The sequence below is a fragment of the Aeribacillus sp. FSL M8-0254 genome, assembly GCF_038008845.1.
GTDB lineage: Bacteria > Bacillota > Bacilli > Bacillales > Aeribacillaceae > Aeribacillus > Aeribacillus composti.
The window spans coordinates 30,420-45,025 of the sequence record NZ_JBBOZY010000002.1 but is presented as its reverse complement, the minus strand read 5'-3'; the positions used below and the strand labels follow the sequence as shown (position 1 = coordinate 45,025).

The window sequence follows — 14,606 nt, the reverse complement described above, 5'->3', positions numbered from 1 at the left end:
ATGAGATACAATGACAATGTCTATGAATGGGAAGAATTAACTGATAGTAAGGAACTTTATGTTTCTAAACCTCGCCCAATATCAATCATATTCATATACATATTATTTGCTATAATAGCATTTTTTCTTTTATTTAGTTATTTCGGGAAAAAGGAAATAGTAATTAAAGCTCAAGGAATAGTAAGACCTTCAAAAGGAACCACTACTATAACAAGCGAAATCCCAGGTGAAATAAGTCAGATTAACTTTAAAGAGGGTAGTACCGTAGAGAAAGGAACTACTTTATTTATACTTAATAGCGAAACTTTATTATCACAAAAACAATCGTTAGAAAATGAATTATCCAATTTACAAGAGGAGTTACGTTTAAACAAATTATTAGTTAAAAGTATCACTGAAGACAAAAATTTTTTTAAACCAAATGAAGGTAAAGATTTTCAAAGTCAGTACGAACTATATCATACAAAGAAGCAAATGTTGATGAATGAAATTGATTCATTAAAGAAACAGTCTTCTGAAGTCATAAATAATAAAAAACAAAAAATAGAACAATTATCGAAAGAAGAAAGTAGATTAAACAAAAAACTTAATAGAGTTCAATCGCTTATTTCCGCCATAAAAAACAATAAACCATTCCCTTTAAATAATGACGTATATGATACAAAATATCAAAAATATAATAGTCTTCGTGATCAAATAACAGATAAAATGAATGCATTGGACCCAAATATAGAAGAAAACAAGGAACAAATTGCTACTCTAAAAAATGAACTAGAAGCACTTAAACAGGAAAATATTATTTCTTTGGAAGCTGAAGAAGAAGCATTGAAAGAAGCTATCATTGATGTTCAAAATAACATTGAAGAAGTGTCAAATATGGATTATGGGAATAATTTCAAAAATGAAATGAGTAAAGTTCAACTATCAATTAATCAATTAAAAATGGAATTCACAAATCAATTATATACTCAAGAAAAAGAAATAAAATCTAAAATTAGATCTATCGAAAATGAAATAAAATTACTAGATTTACAAATAAAAAAACATGAAATTAAAGCTCCAGTAAGTGGACAAATAAATATCAAAAACAATGTATCTGTTGGTGAACATCTTCAACCTGGCGTTGAAATTTTAGATATAGTACCTTTAACAGATAAAAAAGTGGTAGAAATCTTAGTAGATAGCAATAAAATATCAGGTTTAAAAATTGGACAGAAAGTTAGGTATAATTTTTATAACTTACCTAATAACAAAAGTGGGTATTTAGAGGGTAAGATTATACATATAAACCCTGATGCCACATTCACACAAAATGGTGAGAAATTCCATTTAATTAAAGCTAGTATAGAAGAGAAACCTCTATATAACTATAAAGGTGATAAACTTTACCTCAAAAATGGAATGTCAACAGATGTTTCTATAATAACTGATAATAAAAGGATAATTTATTATTTATTGGAAAAAATTAATTTTACAAATTAAAGCGCACTTTTATAGCCGCGCTTTAATTTGTTTTTACCTCTCCTTTATTCTCTGGACATTCACACAGTACATTATGACGTTGCTACTAATTTGGGAATACCACAGAAACTCTTCAATCTTCTAACATCCGTTTTTGAAGATACGGTTTAAATGGATCTAACTTGCTTTTTCTTTGTTTTCGCTTGGATTTGGAAGGAGGATTGGGAGAGTGAATATATTTTCGGACTGTTTTTCGATCAATCCCCAACTCCCTCGCAATATCGGAAATACTCATTCCCCTTTCATACATCTCTTTGATCATAAAAAATTCCCCTCTCGTAATCATGAACCATAGCTCCTCTCATTGACACTATGGTTCTATTGTAAGTGGGGAATTCTATTCCGGCTATATTGGGGATTTTATCATCGGCTTTAACATAGGAATTTTAAACGGACGATTTTTGGAAAAAATAATAGACTTTGACAATATGTTGCATTCATCGATATCTGACAAAACGAAACTGGGTTTTTCTTTGTCTCTTTTATATGATTAAACTAGACATATAATATACATTATATGTCTAACAATCTCGTCTTTTTTATGATATACTCGTCATATAATTTTATTTTTCGAAGCGATTATTTGCTCTTCGAATCCTTTTAAACTCGTCGTATAAGTGAAAGGATGAAAAAGATGCTGCACGAATATGAAACATATTTGCAAGAGAAGGGGTTTTCTCCTAACACCGTGATCTCCTATCTCAATGACGTGAATCAGTTTTTGAAAGACTTGCATCTTCGTCCAGGCGATTACGTCACGTCGGCCGACATACGCAAATGGATTCAGCAAATGTTGAATCCGGTAGAAGGGAAACCGTTGGCTATCTCTACGATCAATCGCCGTATGAATTCGCTGCGAAGCTTCTATGCGTGGGCGGTGGAACACCATAAGATTGAACAGAACCCAATGAAAGACATCCAGGATTTAAAATCAGCCGATGAAGATAACGAAAAAATCATGTGGCTCACAGAAGAAGAATTCGAGGACTTATTGCATCGGATGCGGAAAAAACCGGTGCAAAGCCGGGGAGTCGATCCTGAAGAGAAATATCGTCGGGACCGTGCAGTGGTGTACCTGCTTACCTATGCAGGATTGCGAGTAGAGGAGTTATCAAACTTAAAATTGACGGACTTAGATTTAGAGATGAAACGAATTCGGATCGTGGGAAAGGGGATGAAGGTTCGGACGGTACCGATCTCGAATATCTTGCTGGCAGAACTCGAGGATTGGCTGAAGTTTCGTGCGGAAATGGCGAAAAAGAAACCGCATGTGGCCGCATCGCCATACGTCTTTTACAGCCAACGCTCGCCGAAGTTTTCGGTCCGAGGCATTCAGCGAATGATCGAAAGCTACAGCCTGCCGAATAAAAAATTAACTCCACATATGTTCCGACATACGTTTTGCAAGTGGATGTTAAAGGCGACGAACAACGATATCGAGAAAGTGCGGAGGCTTGCCGGACATAGCAATATTGCCACGACGTCTCGATACTTAAAAGACAGCTATAGTGATTTGGCTGATGCAGTCGAGGCGCTGCCGAAGTTCTAACCTAAGCAAATTTGTTTCAGAAGGGAGAAAACCAATCGATGATGGATTCATTGCAAATCATTGACGGGTATTTTAGCAATAAGGAGTTTTATATGCGCAGCGTGGCTGGATTTCCGTTAGAAGGTCGCTTCAAGGCCGCCGGCTTGCGTTCCTTGGCACGATTGATCGATGAAAACGAGCCTTTTTCTTTCACGCTAGGTCCCAACACCGTGCTCCACGTTCCTGTGGAGCTCAATCGGCAGCTGAAAAAAGAGCTATTCATGATTGCGGAGAAGCTTGATGAAAAGGAATAAACAGCGAAAAACGGTGTTTCATTTAGGGAATCTGGTGAATGACCCAAACTCGTCATTTACTGAATCATAAGCCGACGCCTCAATAGATTTTTCTCCTTTCTGTGAAGGAGATAAGGGAGAAGTCGATGAAATAATGTAATAATTATAAAGAAATTAACTTGTTAGATAGAGAGGGGAGTAAGATTGGCAAAGCAAACAAAAATTTGTGCATGTGGACATACAGTACCTATAGATTTTGATCAAGAACAAATAGAATTAACAGGTAAAGTAAGTGATCTGAATATGCTTGATCCTATAAGCTATAAAGCAGAAGCAACAGAGTTGTATAAGGGTATAGAGCTGTACTACTATTACGAAGAAGATACTTTAAAATTTATAGATGACGGGAGCGCACCTAAAGCAAAATTCAAGAACTTATGTGAATCATGTTTGTTGGAAACTTTACAAACTGATGAACCACATTATGGCGATGGTGTATATTTGACCCAACACAAGCAATTGTTTGATAATGCTACCCATGAAGAGGTGAAAAAAAGTCACGGAATTTCTTATAGAAAACACCGCGCTACATATGTTTGTCTTGATGAAAGTGTATTTCGAAAAATATATAAAACCGGAGGGGTTGTGCGTTCTTGCAAGCATACAGTACAAACAATAGGTGATAAAAAAATGGTAAGTGTAGATGATGGGGTTTTGTTTCAGCTTTACTTAGACTGGTAAGAAAGGAGGGGAGAAAATAATGATAACAGGAAAAGGAATTATTGATGATTTCTTTAATAAAAAGAATCCTATTGATAAAAAGAAGATATTATCCAATATATGTAAATATACATATATATATTATGGAATAATCCCATTTGCAAGCTGGTTTGCAAAAGATGAAAGAGGAGTATCTTATGAGGATTTGTTGTGGGAACTTTTCCGATCAGCAAATGCAGAAGAAACTTCAATTGGGGCTTTTTTATTATTGGCAGAAATAAAAGAAAAATATCCTCCTGTACCAATTGGATTCGCTCAACGGGCATTGACTATCTGGTGTCAACGAGATTTTAAGGACGATAAAGTACTGGCTTATGTATTTAATCGTTTCCCTCAAAATCGTAAAGAATGGATAAAAATATTAACTGATTATGGACGATTCAAAGGTGATATACAATTAAAATGGGGAGATTCATCTTTAGAAACTATCTTACATCTTTGTTTGACCATGATAAAAGGAGTACAGACATGTAAAATAGAGCAGATAGATTACTTTCTCAAACCTGAACTGGATCGATCTTTGAACCTTCTTACCAAACAGATAATCGGTTTAGTGAACAATAGCGAGGAAATTAGTAATCATTTTATCAATGAATTGCTGTCAGCAATTCCAAACAATAATTTGAAATTAACTACACGTATGTTAGCTTTTCAACTATTGACAATGAAAAAAATAAAAGAACGAGTTGAACCATCACACATTGCCAGAGTTTTTTTTAGTTCTTCTGTAGATGCTCCGTCTCCCCTTGGAGCTTTATTATATAATACAGCAAAAGAAATAAGTGATTTGGCAGAGGATATTCCAATTCCTTTAAAGTTGGTAGCACGATCAAACCGTTATATGAATGAAGACTACAGCCAAATCAAGCCTGAGGTATGGAAGGAAATTCTTCATGCCTTTCATACTGAAATAAAAAGTAATCACAGTATAAAGAAACTTCAATATCCAGAAGGATTTACAAATGATATGATTGTCAGATCACTGTTAAGAGAAACAAAAGTACAATCACCTATTGATCCGTTTGAATTATGCGATCAATTAAATATATTGGTTAAGACAGTAGAATTACCTCATAACATAGAAGCATTTACTATCAAAAGTGAATCGGCTGATAAGGGAATGATTGTACTGAATTGTAATTTTCGAGAAACAAATAGGCAAAAGTTTACGTTAGCACATGAGATCGGTCATCTTCTAAAACACTCCTTTCCAAATGGAACTAATGTTTTAGTGGATGAACGTGTAGAAGAGTTGCTTTCTAATCAATATACACCGTGGAATCAATATGTTAATCTGCAATGGGAAAGGGATGCAAACGATTTTGCGCATCGTTTGTTATTACCTACGGGATCGATTGAAGAAAAGCAGTTAAAAAGGATTCAATCCAATTTTGTAAGCAATATATCGTTTTTTTCAAAAAAATGGGGAATTTCTATGAGTGTCTTATCATCGAGACTAATTTCTGTTACAGATATAGAGATGATACTTATTATCTCAGAAAATGGGGATATTGTATTTTGTCAAGTTTCACCTTCCTGGGAAGGAGAAACAGTGTCATTAAAGAATTGTACTGTCCCTGATAATTCTCTTACGTATGATTTCATCTACTGTGAAAAATTTAGTTATACATCGCGGCCAGGTCAAACGAATTTAAATATTTGGTGTAAGGAAGCAGATGATATCTTTCTAAAAGAAGAAGTATTTGCCACTGGTTATGGAAAAGTGTATACATTTTTGTATAAGTAAAGTTTAAATAAAGTGTAATATTAAAAGAAGAAATGAGAGCTAACGTCAATTCTTGCTGCTCTCATTTCTTTGTGATTTGATCAATTTGTTAAGTAATGGAGTTTAAGCGTTGTACGGTCCGATCGATTTGTTGTTGTATTCTCCGTTTCCATTCTGGAGCGTCATTATTGCTTTCAACGAGACAGTCACGAAGCACTTGTTCTAACAATTTATAATCCAATCGTCCGTTTATTCGGAATCCAGTTTCAAATAAATGGATAAACTGTTCTAAGGTTAAAGGAACAATTCTTAAGGCCATTCGCGAATCGTCTGGTCGATACCACACACCGATTCGGAAGGTTTCGGCAGCATTTGTATCGATTTTATTTGCAAGGAATAGTCCATAAACTCGCTTCCCATGTTGTTCATAGTGATCTACTATTTCCGCAACATGCCTACGTACTGGTTCCCCTTCCGCAGCCTCTTGACGTGAAGACTGCGTTAGAGTGACCTCAACTACTATAACGAAATCATCGAATTCAAAAATCATATCTGGTCCATTACCAGGGGCTGGATGTAATGGCAGAAAGTCTTGGTCAACTTTAAATCTCCTTGCTTCCCACGGCTCATTACAAAGCGAATTTATTGCTAAAAAGGCTCGCCAAATTGACCATTCGAAATATGCAGCACCTTCTCCTTGTGGAATTATACTATTACGTCGAATTGGTTGAGTTAAGGCTTGAAGATACTGCAATATATCCTGCCATTGATTAGCCTGATCTTGCGCATACTGCTTTTCAAGAACTTTCAACCAATCATCTTCCAATTCAAGGCGCAAACGAGAGAGATCAGGTACTCCCATCTCTTCAAGGTTAGGAAGTTCTACTGTTTGGCCACTTTCTGTGAGAAGCTGAGCTGTTGTCTGAATCACCTCGATAGCCTTAGGAGCATTGTCGGTAGGTAGCTTTGCTCCATTCCAAAGTGTCTCAAGATACTCACTTTCTGGTATCGGAGTGTACGGTTCTTCAAGAATTTGCTCAATGATGGTTTTTTTATGGCTTGCAAAACGAAGTTTGTTTCCCTTTTCTACAAAAATACCGGTTAACTTCAAATATCGGAAGTTCGAGTCAGCATAATCCATAAGCGTATTTGCGCTTTGACTCGCAGTTACAACTGATTGTAGATGTTCTCGAATTAACTCTTTTCTCATCCTTGCACTAGTAGCTGTAGCAAGTTTCTCACGATATCTAACAATGCGATTGACCACATCATCAATTTCTTCTAAAGACGTTGTTAGTTGAACAATTGAGGCCATCTCGTGCTTGCTAATTTCAGCTTCTAACCCCCGACGTTCTAACGCAGCTATTATTTCCAGGACTATGCGAAGCGGGCTAAAAATAGGTTCGTGAAAAGATCTTTCGATGTCTGAAGGAATTTGATAGGCTAGTAATGCTCGCAAAAAACATTCCTGTTCACTAGGCATAGTCCTTGATTCCACGAGTCTCATTCCATTTGGAGTGATCGTAAATGGATCATCTGCAAAAAAGGGTTTGATAAATCCAAGCTGCATTAAAGCAGCACGCCATTTTCTTCCTACGTCGCTGGCATCACTACTTGGTGAATCATTGAGTCTTTTAACAAAAACGATACCTTCATTATGAAGGAGTTTGGCAAACTCCTGCTCTTTTTCTCTTCCGATTAGGTTCCCATGCAGTGGAGAGTTCAAGAGGACTCTCAATCCATCTTTCAAACGTTTAGCGTTGCGCACAGTTGTATTGCCGATGTACCATGCTTTTTGCGTCATGAATTGTTCCCCCGATAAAACCTAAAATCCGACAAATAGATACTCTTGAACTTGGTTGTTGTTGTCTCCAACTTTATGTCCTTGGTTGCCAAACGAGTATCTATGATCTATGGACACAACTTCGACTCTTTTTTTGTATTTAGCCATCAAAGCAAGCATTTCGTCTTTTGTAGGTAACGAGTTAGAGGAATAGGATACTATCAAGATGCTGTTTTGATGGCGTTTGAACAAAAGATCAAAAGCATCATGAGCACCTTTGATGGAACTAAATGGAGTAGGGTAGCTCTTGAATTTCTTTGTTTTTGTATGCCATTGCATTTCTACTCCTTTCCAGTTCCGAGCGATTCCTTCAACAAAATGATAGCGACGAACATAATCGTTATCTGACAATGGACTGTAGTAAGGTGGATCAATATAAACTAAATCTGCTTTTTGTCGACAATCCATTGCATCACCATAACGAGATTTACTCATTTTCCCATTATCAAAAACTGCTCCATTCACTTGTGTTACCGCCTCGAGAAATTGTTGCTGTAAAGTCAGAGTTAAATCGCGTCTACCGTCGTCGTAACGATATCCCGTATAAGTAAAAATACCTCGAGGACGTTTTTTAAGACACGCTCTGACTAGTGCTGATATAGCAATAGCTCGTTTATATTCGTTTTTTAATCTGTCTAAATTTGCACGAATAGTATCAATAAACTCATTATCCTCATCGTTGAAATACAGGTCCTTGAATGTCTCGGAAACAAAGTTATCACGTGGAGTTGACTTATCAAACAAAAGCTCTATATCTTGATCGGTTAAGGTTACAAAACTATTCTCGACCATCGCTTTTGTAAAGTAATGCGAAAAGGCCATATAGTCATTGCTGAAAACCTGCTTTCCTTGAGTTTTAAACATATAACTAACTACGCCACTTCCGCTGAACAGATCCAGAACGCTATCGAACTGGAAATGAGAAGCAACAGACCAGATATGTTCTAAAAGGTTCTGTTTGCTCCCCATAAAACGAGTCGGAGGATATTTGTCCATTTGGCTTGGGAGTTTGACGGGTTCTGGAACGATAAAAATACGTTGTTTTGGTTCGACCTTTACCATGACGTCCTCTCCTGTCCTTTTTGAAGCGTCGCTATTTATGTTTCTCCGAGTCTTATGAACGCTAATTGCGTATTTTCCATACAGTTCATGAACTAAAGGGTGATTCGAGTTTGTCAGTATTACATAACACCCTAACTCATGAAGCCTGTCAACTTCTTGGGCAAGTTCAATATGATCTTCTTCGTAAAACTGTTCCTTCGTATATCTTTTGAAGTCAGAATACTTTCCAACGGGCAGATACGGCGGGTCGAGAAAAATAAAATCGCCCGGTCTCGCGTGTTCTCTCAAAACGTCTTTATAATCGCCTTCAACAATGAGGACGTCTTGAAGTGCGTTACTAGCCGCACGAAGATTTTCTTCATCACAGATTTTTGGATTTTTGTATTTCCCATAAGGAACATTGAATTGTCCTTTTCGATTCACTCGATATAATCCGTTGTAGCAAGTCCGATTCAAATATATAGTTCGAGCTGCTCTTTCAACCGGAGACAGTAAATCTGGGTCAAGACCTCGAACCTCATAATAGAAAGATTCGTCATTTTTCATTTCTTTCAAAATTGAAATCAGTTCTTCGACATTGTCAGCAACGACACGATACAGGTTTATCAGTTCAGGATTAGAATCCGCAATAATTGCGTCTTTTGGGGTGAGTGCAAAGAACAAAGCACCTCCACCAAAAAACGGTTCTATATATCGGTTATATTGTTTTGGTACTTGTGGCAACAACACGTCTAGCATTTGTTGCTTTCCGCCAGCCCACTTCAATATTGGTTTTGGTTTCACCATAGTTCTAATTTCTTCTGAAGCCTGTGGTTTCATTCTGTTTTCTCCTATCAACTATCAGTAATCTTTCTATCAAAAATAATAACATATATATGGGATGTATTGAATTATGCGGTTCTGGTGCGAAGAAAATTCACAAAAAACATAGGACATGAATTTCCTGCTAACTTACGGATTATGGAGCAATATGGATGATTTAGGGCTGATGATGTTTTTATTTGGATAAATTTTGTTTTTCTATACTAATCATGCCCTTTTTTAGATTAGTAGTATCAGTATGTCTAAGTTTGACAATTACTTACAATCAGCCTAAGGTTCTTTGCACCAGAACCATATACGAAACAAGCAATTCCCGATATAAAGTACTATAAGCACCAGACCGGATGTATCCGGTCTTTTTTAATAAACATATGGCTCCTCTTCATCATAACACCTTATTTTCCCAATAACATCTTGACTTTTTTAACAAAATATAAGAACATATATTCGTAAATAGAACATATGTTCTTAAAAAGGGGGTCTTGCGTCGATGTTGCTTGATATTTCTCGTCTGCCAAAAAATAAAATTTTATGTATCGACATGAAAAGTTTCTATGCCAGCTGCGAATGCGTCGATCATGGACTGGATCCGTTTCGAGTGGGAATGGCCAAAAAAAGAAACTTTATGTTGCAGCATCTCCATATGTCTTTTATAGTCAACGATCACTGAAATTCTTACTAAGGGGAATGCAGCGAATGATTGAAAGCTACATCCTACCGAATAAAAAGCTCACGCTCCATATGTTCCGGCATACATTTTGTAAGTGGATGTTAAAAGCGACGAACAACGATATCGAGAAAGTGCGGAGACTCGCAGGTCATAGCAATATTGCCACGACGTCTCGATACTTAAAAGACAGCTATAGCGATCTGGCGGATGCGGTGGAGGCGTTGCCGAAATTTTAACATTAAGACTGATAACAGTTTGATATTAAAGAGGATATCTAATTAAATTTGTAAATTTTAGGATATTTTCTCGATATTGAGGCTCAGCCTTGTTGTCCGAATATATCCAAGTATTTTTAACTCTACAGTGTTAAGTATGATGAAACTAATTAGGATATTTCGTTACTGAAATTCGTCCTCATACGTTCCATAATTTTTACTCGTTTCCTTGAAACGACTGATGTATTTTATCTTCAACGTTGTAGCATTGGCTGCCCCTGCTTGATGAAGAACCGTTTCGCCATCGTGGACGTTGACGGCGCCAAACAGCGATATGTGGGCATGATGGCCGAACGTCGGCACTTGCTTTTGACGGCCAACCTCTGACCATGTCGTACGCAACACATGATACGACCGGATATGCGTTTCATCGATGTACAACAGGACGGAATCCGGATCCATTAAGTTTTTTTTATCAGGTCCATTTGTTTCTCGAAGTTTTTTTGCCGGTTCGGATCTCCTTTCGCCAACGTGTAGGTCGGCCGGGTCCAAGAAAGCCCTTTTCGATGCAAGAGCTTTCGTAATGCTTCGCGGGAAATGGATATGCCGTAATGGTGGTACACATAGGATTGAAGGATGTTCGTATTCCACGCCGAAGCGATGTCCCAGCCCAGCTCCGCGGGTGTCGTGGTCAACACGAGGTGTTTGATCTCTTCCTGCTGTTCTTCGGTGAGAAACGGCTCCCGCCCAGGGGCAAAATCCCGATGAAGCAGGAGTTCAAGGCCGCCTTCGTTAAAAAGCGACACATAATGGGAAACGGTTTGGCGGCACACATTGACCATGGAAGCAACCTCTTTGCCCAAATAGCCTTCCATGACAAGGTGGACTGCCATCACACGTTGGCGGAGATGAGCGTTTTTGATCTTCCGTTCCTGCTTGCGGAGTTTCCGAGGCGTCCATCCGTGATCATGGGTGATTTTCAGCCGTTTCATGTCTGATTCCGCTCCTTTTCCATGCTTTTCCTTAGGAGCAGTATAACCGGAGTGGGCACCACTTATGCGAAGGTTAACTTTTCAATGAGCATGTATATAAATACATTGGTGGCTATATTTTTGCTTATTTTGTTAAATGTGCAAATTATAGCGGAGATTCCCGTTTTTGATATCAGTTTCATTTGGATTTCATTGTTCGGAATGCTCATATGCTTGCTTGGCCTCCTAAAAGAAGATCGATTCTACTCCTATTTAGGCGGCATCCTTCACTTCATCCTAATCATTTCTTGTATGGGAATGATTTGGTTTGGCTTAGGAATTAACTATCAGCCATAAGAAAACTCATGGAAATCACCAACTGAACTGTCACCTTGCAAATTCACATGTTAAAATTCATATTTCCATCTGGTAAAACAGAAAGTTTCGATATTTTATTTTGTCTACTTGACAGGGTAAGACCAAGTAAAAGAAATCCTTTTGTGATTCAAAATTCCTATTATTCCCTTTTTTACACAATTATTAAACTCGATTAAACAAGACTTAACATTTCTCCAATACAATTGTTCTTGAAAATTTTTGAGGAGGGTTTAAAATTGTTCAGAAAAAAAATCTTACCCTTGGCAGTTGTTTCTACCATTGCTTTAGGAAGTTTATTAGGAATGGGAAGCGTCACAGAAACAGATGCAAAAGAAAAGAAAGATTATGACCATGGAAAAGTAAAAAATATCATTTTTATGATTGGTGACGGAATGGGTGTATCTTATACTTCCGCATATCGTTATTTAAAAGACAACCCAAACACAAAATTCGTTGAGCGAACAGAGTTTGACAAATATCTTGTCGGTCAACAGATGACTTATCCTGAAGACCCTGCAGAAAATATAACTGATTCTGCTTCCGCTGCGACAGCGATGGCAGCTGGAATTAAAACATATAATGCAGCCATTGCTGTGGATAATGATGGTTCAGAAGTAAAAACCGTACTTGAAGCTGCAAAAGCAGCAGGTAAAGCAACTGGTCTTGTAGCCACTTCTGAAATTACACACGCAACTCCTGCAGCATTCGGTGCTCATGATGAACATCGTAAAAATATGAATGCTATTGCCAATGACTACTATGATGAATTAATCAATGGCGAGCATAAAGTCGATGTTTTGCTAGGGGGAGGAACCGATCTATTTATCCGTGAGGATCGTAACCTTGTGGAAGAATTCAAAAAAGACGGATACAGCTATGTGACGAATCGCAATGAATTATTAAAAGATCAAAACGAACAAGTTCTTGGTTTGTTTGCGGCAAGAGGACTTCCGAAAATGATCGACCGAACTGAAGACATTCCTTCCCTGGAAGAAATGACAAAATCGGCGATTAAGCGTTTAAGCAAAGATAAAGATGGTTTCTTCTTGATGGTGGAAGGAAGCCAGATTGACTGGGCGGGACACGACAACGATATTGTTTCTGCGATGAGTGAAATGGAGGATTTTGAAAAAGCATTCAAAGCGGCTATAGAGTTTGCAAAAAAGGACAAGCATACGCTTGTTATCGCTACAGCTGACCACTCTACCGGTGGTTACTCCATTGGAGCAGACGGCATTTATAATTGGTTCGGTGCGCCAATTAAAGCGGCAAAACGCACGCCCGACTTTATGGCACAAGCGATTGCCAATGGCGCCGATGTTGAAGAGACGTTGAAAAAGTATATCGATTTGGAATTGACGGCTGAAGAAATACAATCTGTGAAAGATGCCGCTGAACAAGGGAAAGCGGACAAGGATAAAGGTGTAAAAAGAGTCGATGATGCGATCGAACATATTTTTGACAAACGTTCACATACTGGCTGGACAACAAGCGGCCATACTGGGGAAGACGTTCCTGTTTATGCATACGGTCCGGGAAGTGAACGTTTCGTTGGACAAATAGAGAACACGGATCATGCCAAAATCATCTTTGATATTTTAGGAAAAGGAAAACAAAACATTGTCATTGAAGATAAGTAGTGATCAAAAAAGTATTGAAAAAGAACACCCATCCCGTTGCCCACTCAAGCAACGGGAACTTTTTTGATATGCATATGGAGGTTCAAACGATGATGAAAAAACTATTTTTGCTTACAAGTCTGATAACTTTGCTTGTCGGATGCGGCCAACATATAGATCACGGAAACAAGGCTCCTCATTCAAATACTCAACAGCAAACAAAAAACGAACTAATGGATAAGTCGACCAAAGATACAAAGCAAGATAAGCTACCAAAAGAGACAAACGAATATATTTCAAACCCGCAGGTAACAGATGACCAGAATTTACAAAGACCAGGTGATTATTATGTAGATGAAAAGGGAGAAGCTACTTTAAAGAAAATAAAAATCGTAAACAAGACATACAATGTTGGACCAATTCAACTTACAGTTAAAGACGTGAAAGTGATTCATTTAATTCCTGATTACAGCCTTATTGATTATTTTCACGCCTTAACGCATGAGGAACAGTTCGACTTTATCAAAGTATTCGTAGAGATCAAAAATACATCTTCACAGAAAGTAAATTTCGCGCCGGTAGCTTTATTGGAATCAAGCACAGGCGAGAAGTTTGATTGGGAAAAAGATATTTATCTTGAAAACTTACATGGGGAAATTGAAGGAAACGGCACGAAACAAGGTAATCTAGGGTTTATTCTAAAAGAGCCGAACGGGGAAGATGTGCAATGGGTGAAAATGATTACGAGTGACGTCGTTGACCCAAACAAGAAAATCATCAGTAAAGCAAAAGAAATAAGATTGGAATTTTAAATGAATTCCTTACTACCATGAACACCAATCTTCAACAGAGGCATCAAGGCTACGAGACAGGCGATTACAGATGCAGAAACAGCTTGGTTGAAGCTTTGGATTTTTGGCGGTATTAGAGAATCATTTAAAAGCTCGAGGATTTGAAGTGTACTTAACTAAAAACGAAAAACATATTCGTTTATATATGAGCGGCAGAAAAACCATTAAGGAATTTTCGACTGGATTTATCATGATAAAGGATTATGTTTAAAACGCAAATTTGAAGCATTCCTGGATCAAAATTTAGATACAGCAAGAAAAAAAGCTTTTATCGATGAATTATCGAAAAACTTATTGCATTCATCAAGTATGTGAAACAGTTGGAAA

At 37.5% G+C, this 14,606-nt stretch carries 13 protein-coding genes and 2 pseudogenes; 10 read left to right on the top strand and 5 right to left on the bottom strand.

What is annotated here, in order from left to right; genetic code table 11:
- A complete protein-coding gene (locus NSQ44_RS18490) occupies positions 1-1,482 on the top strand; it encodes an HlyD family efflux transporter periplasmic adaptor subunit (protein ID WP_340858333.1) in 1,482 nt (493 codons plus the stop codon).
- A gap of 115 nt (positions 1,483-1,597) precedes the next feature.
- On the opposite strand, the pseudogene NSQ44_RS18485 reads toward NSQ44_RS18490, so the two are convergent.
- Positions 1,598-1,807: pseudogene (locus tag NSQ44_RS18485) on the bottom strand (helix-turn-helix domain-containing protein); the annotation flags it as partial.
- A gap of 348 nt (positions 1,808-2,155) precedes the next feature.
- Between NSQ44_RS18485 and NSQ44_RS18480 the strand changes: the two are divergent.
- From NSQ44_RS18480 to NSQ44_RS18465, 4 genes are all read left to right on the top strand, one after another.
- The gene (locus tag NSQ44_RS18480; RefSeq protein ID WP_340790024.1) at positions 2,156-3,070 is read left to right on the top strand and encodes a tyrosine-type recombinase/integrase; all 915 of its coding nucleotides are present in this window, start codon (positions 2,156-2,158) and stop codon (positions 3,068-3,070) included.
- Positions 3,071-3,108: 38 nt separating this feature from the next.
- A complete protein-coding gene (locus tag NSQ44_RS18475; protein WP_012301086.1) occupies positions 3,109-3,363 on the top strand; it encodes a hypothetical protein in 255 nt (84 codons plus the stop codon).
- 183 nt (positions 3,364-3,546) lie between these two features.
- Positions 3,547-4,083 (top strand): hypothetical protein, encoded by a 537-nt coding sequence (locus tag NSQ44_RS18470; protein ID WP_011229485.1) that lies wholly within the window; start codon positions 3,547-3,549, stop codon positions 4,081-4,083.
- 19 nt (positions 4,084-4,102) lie between these two features.
- Positions 4,103-5,869 carry an ImmA/IrrE family metallo-endopeptidase gene (locus NSQ44_RS18465; protein WP_340790023.1) on the top strand — a complete coding sequence of 589 codons (1,767 nt, stop codon included), beginning with the start codon at positions 4,103-4,105 and terminating at the stop codon, positions 5,867-5,869.
- An 88-nt stretch (positions 5,870-5,957) separates the two neighbouring features.
- Here the strand turns inward: NSQ44_RS18465 and NSQ44_RS18460 are convergent, their stop codons facing one another.
- The gene (locus tag NSQ44_RS18460) at positions 5,958-7,652 is read right to left on the bottom strand and encodes an AlwI family type II restriction endonuclease (protein ID WP_340790022.1); all 1,695 of its coding nucleotides are present in this window, start codon (positions 7,650-7,652) and stop codon (positions 5,958-5,960) included.
- A gap of 21 nt (positions 7,653-7,673) precedes the next feature.
- Positions 7,674-9,572, bottom strand: a complete 1,899-nt coding sequence (locus tag NSQ44_RS18455; protein ID WP_340790021.1) for a Dam family site-specific DNA-(adenine-N6)-methyltransferase — start codon at positions 9,570-9,572, stop codon at positions 7,674-7,676.
- A 493-nt stretch (positions 9,573-10,065) separates the two neighbouring features.
- Between NSQ44_RS18455 and NSQ44_RS19135 the strand changes: the two genes are divergently transcribed.
- Positions 10,066-10,245 carry a DNA-damage repair protein gene (locus NSQ44_RS19135; RefSeq protein WP_012301082.1) on the top strand — a complete coding sequence of 60 codons (180 nt, stop codon included), beginning with the start codon at positions 10,066-10,068 and terminating at the stop codon, positions 10,243-10,245.
- Positions 10,185-10,481: pseudogene (locus tag NSQ44_RS18450) on the top strand (tyrosine-type recombinase/integrase); the annotation flags it as partial. The gene NSQ44_RS19135 and the pseudogene NSQ44_RS18450, both read left to right, overlap by 61 nt.
- 162 nt (positions 10,482-10,643) lie before the next feature.
- Here the strand turns inward: NSQ44_RS18450 and NSQ44_RS18445 are convergent.
- Entirely contained in the window at positions 10,644-10,901 is a 258-nt protein-coding gene (locus tag NSQ44_RS18445) for a transposase (protein ID WP_340790019.1), read from the bottom strand.
- A gap of 20 nt (positions 10,902-10,921) precedes the next feature.
- Positions 10,922-11,452, bottom strand: a complete 531-nt coding sequence (locus NSQ44_RS18440; RefSeq protein WP_340790017.1) for a helix-turn-helix domain-containing protein — start codon at positions 11,450-11,452, stop codon at positions 10,922-10,924.
- Between the two features lie 84 nt (positions 11,453-11,536).
- Here NSQ44_RS18440 and NSQ44_RS18435 point away from each other — a divergent pair, with 84 nt between their 5' ends.
- The 3 genes from NSQ44_RS18435 (at position 11,537) to NSQ44_RS18425 (ending at position 14,240) form a co-directional block, all read left to right on the top strand.
- A complete protein-coding gene (locus tag NSQ44_RS18435; RefSeq protein WP_340858332.1) occupies positions 11,537-11,788 on the top strand; it encodes a hypothetical protein in 252 nt (83 codons plus the stop codon).
- Positions 11,789-12,045: 257 nt separating this feature from the next.
- Complete coding sequence (locus NSQ44_RS18430) at positions 12,046-13,449, top strand: alkaline phosphatase (protein ID WP_340790015.1); 1,404 nt, start codon at positions 12,046-12,048, stop codon at positions 13,447-13,449.
- Between the two features lie 92 nt (positions 13,450-13,541).
- Positions 13,542-14,240 carry a hypothetical protein gene (locus tag NSQ44_RS18425; RefSeq protein ID WP_445659544.1) on the top strand — a complete coding sequence of 233 codons (699 nt, stop codon included), beginning with the start codon at positions 13,542-13,544 and terminating at the stop codon, positions 14,238-14,240.
- Positions 14,241-14,606 lie beyond the last annotated feature (366 nt).

Bases quoted from the DNA above. Each gene is read 5' to 3' on its own strand.
- NSQ44_RS18425 (WP_445659544.1), top strand. From the start codon at position 13,542: ATGAAAAAACTATTTTTGCTTACAAGTCTGATAACTTTGCTTGTCGGA.
- NSQ44_RS18455 (WP_340790021.1), bottom strand. From the start codon at position 9,572: ATGAAACCACAGGCTTCAGAAGAAATTAGAACTATGGTGAAACCAAAA.
- NSQ44_RS18460 (WP_340790022.1), bottom strand. From the start codon at position 7,652: ATGACGCAAAAAGCATGGTACATCGGCAATACAACTGTGCGCAACGCT.
- NSQ44_RS18435 (WP_340858332.1), top strand. From the start codon at position 11,537: ATGAGCATGTATATAAATACATTGGTGGCTATATTTTTGCTTATTTTG.
- NSQ44_RS18440 (WP_340790017.1), bottom strand. From the start codon at position 11,452: ATGAAACGGCTGAAAATCACCCATGATCACGGATGGACGCCTCGGAAA.
- NSQ44_RS18465 (WP_340790023.1), top strand. From the start codon at position 4,103: ATGATAACAGGAAAAGGAATTATTGATGATTTCTTTAATAAAAAGAAT.
- NSQ44_RS18475 (WP_012301086.1), top strand. From the start codon at position 3,109: ATGATGGATTCATTGCAAATCATTGACGGGTATTTTAGCAATAAGGAG.
- NSQ44_RS18480 (WP_340790024.1), top strand. From the start codon at position 2,156: ATGCTGCACGAATATGAAACATATTTGCAAGAGAAGGGGTTTTCTCCT.
- NSQ44_RS18490 (WP_340858333.1), top strand. From the start codon at position 1: ATGAGATACAATGACAATGTCTATGAATGGGAAGAATTAACTGATAGT.
- NSQ44_RS19135 (WP_012301082.1), top strand. From the start codon at position 10,066: ATGTTGCTTGATATTTCTCGTCTGCCAAAAAATAAAATTTTATGTATC.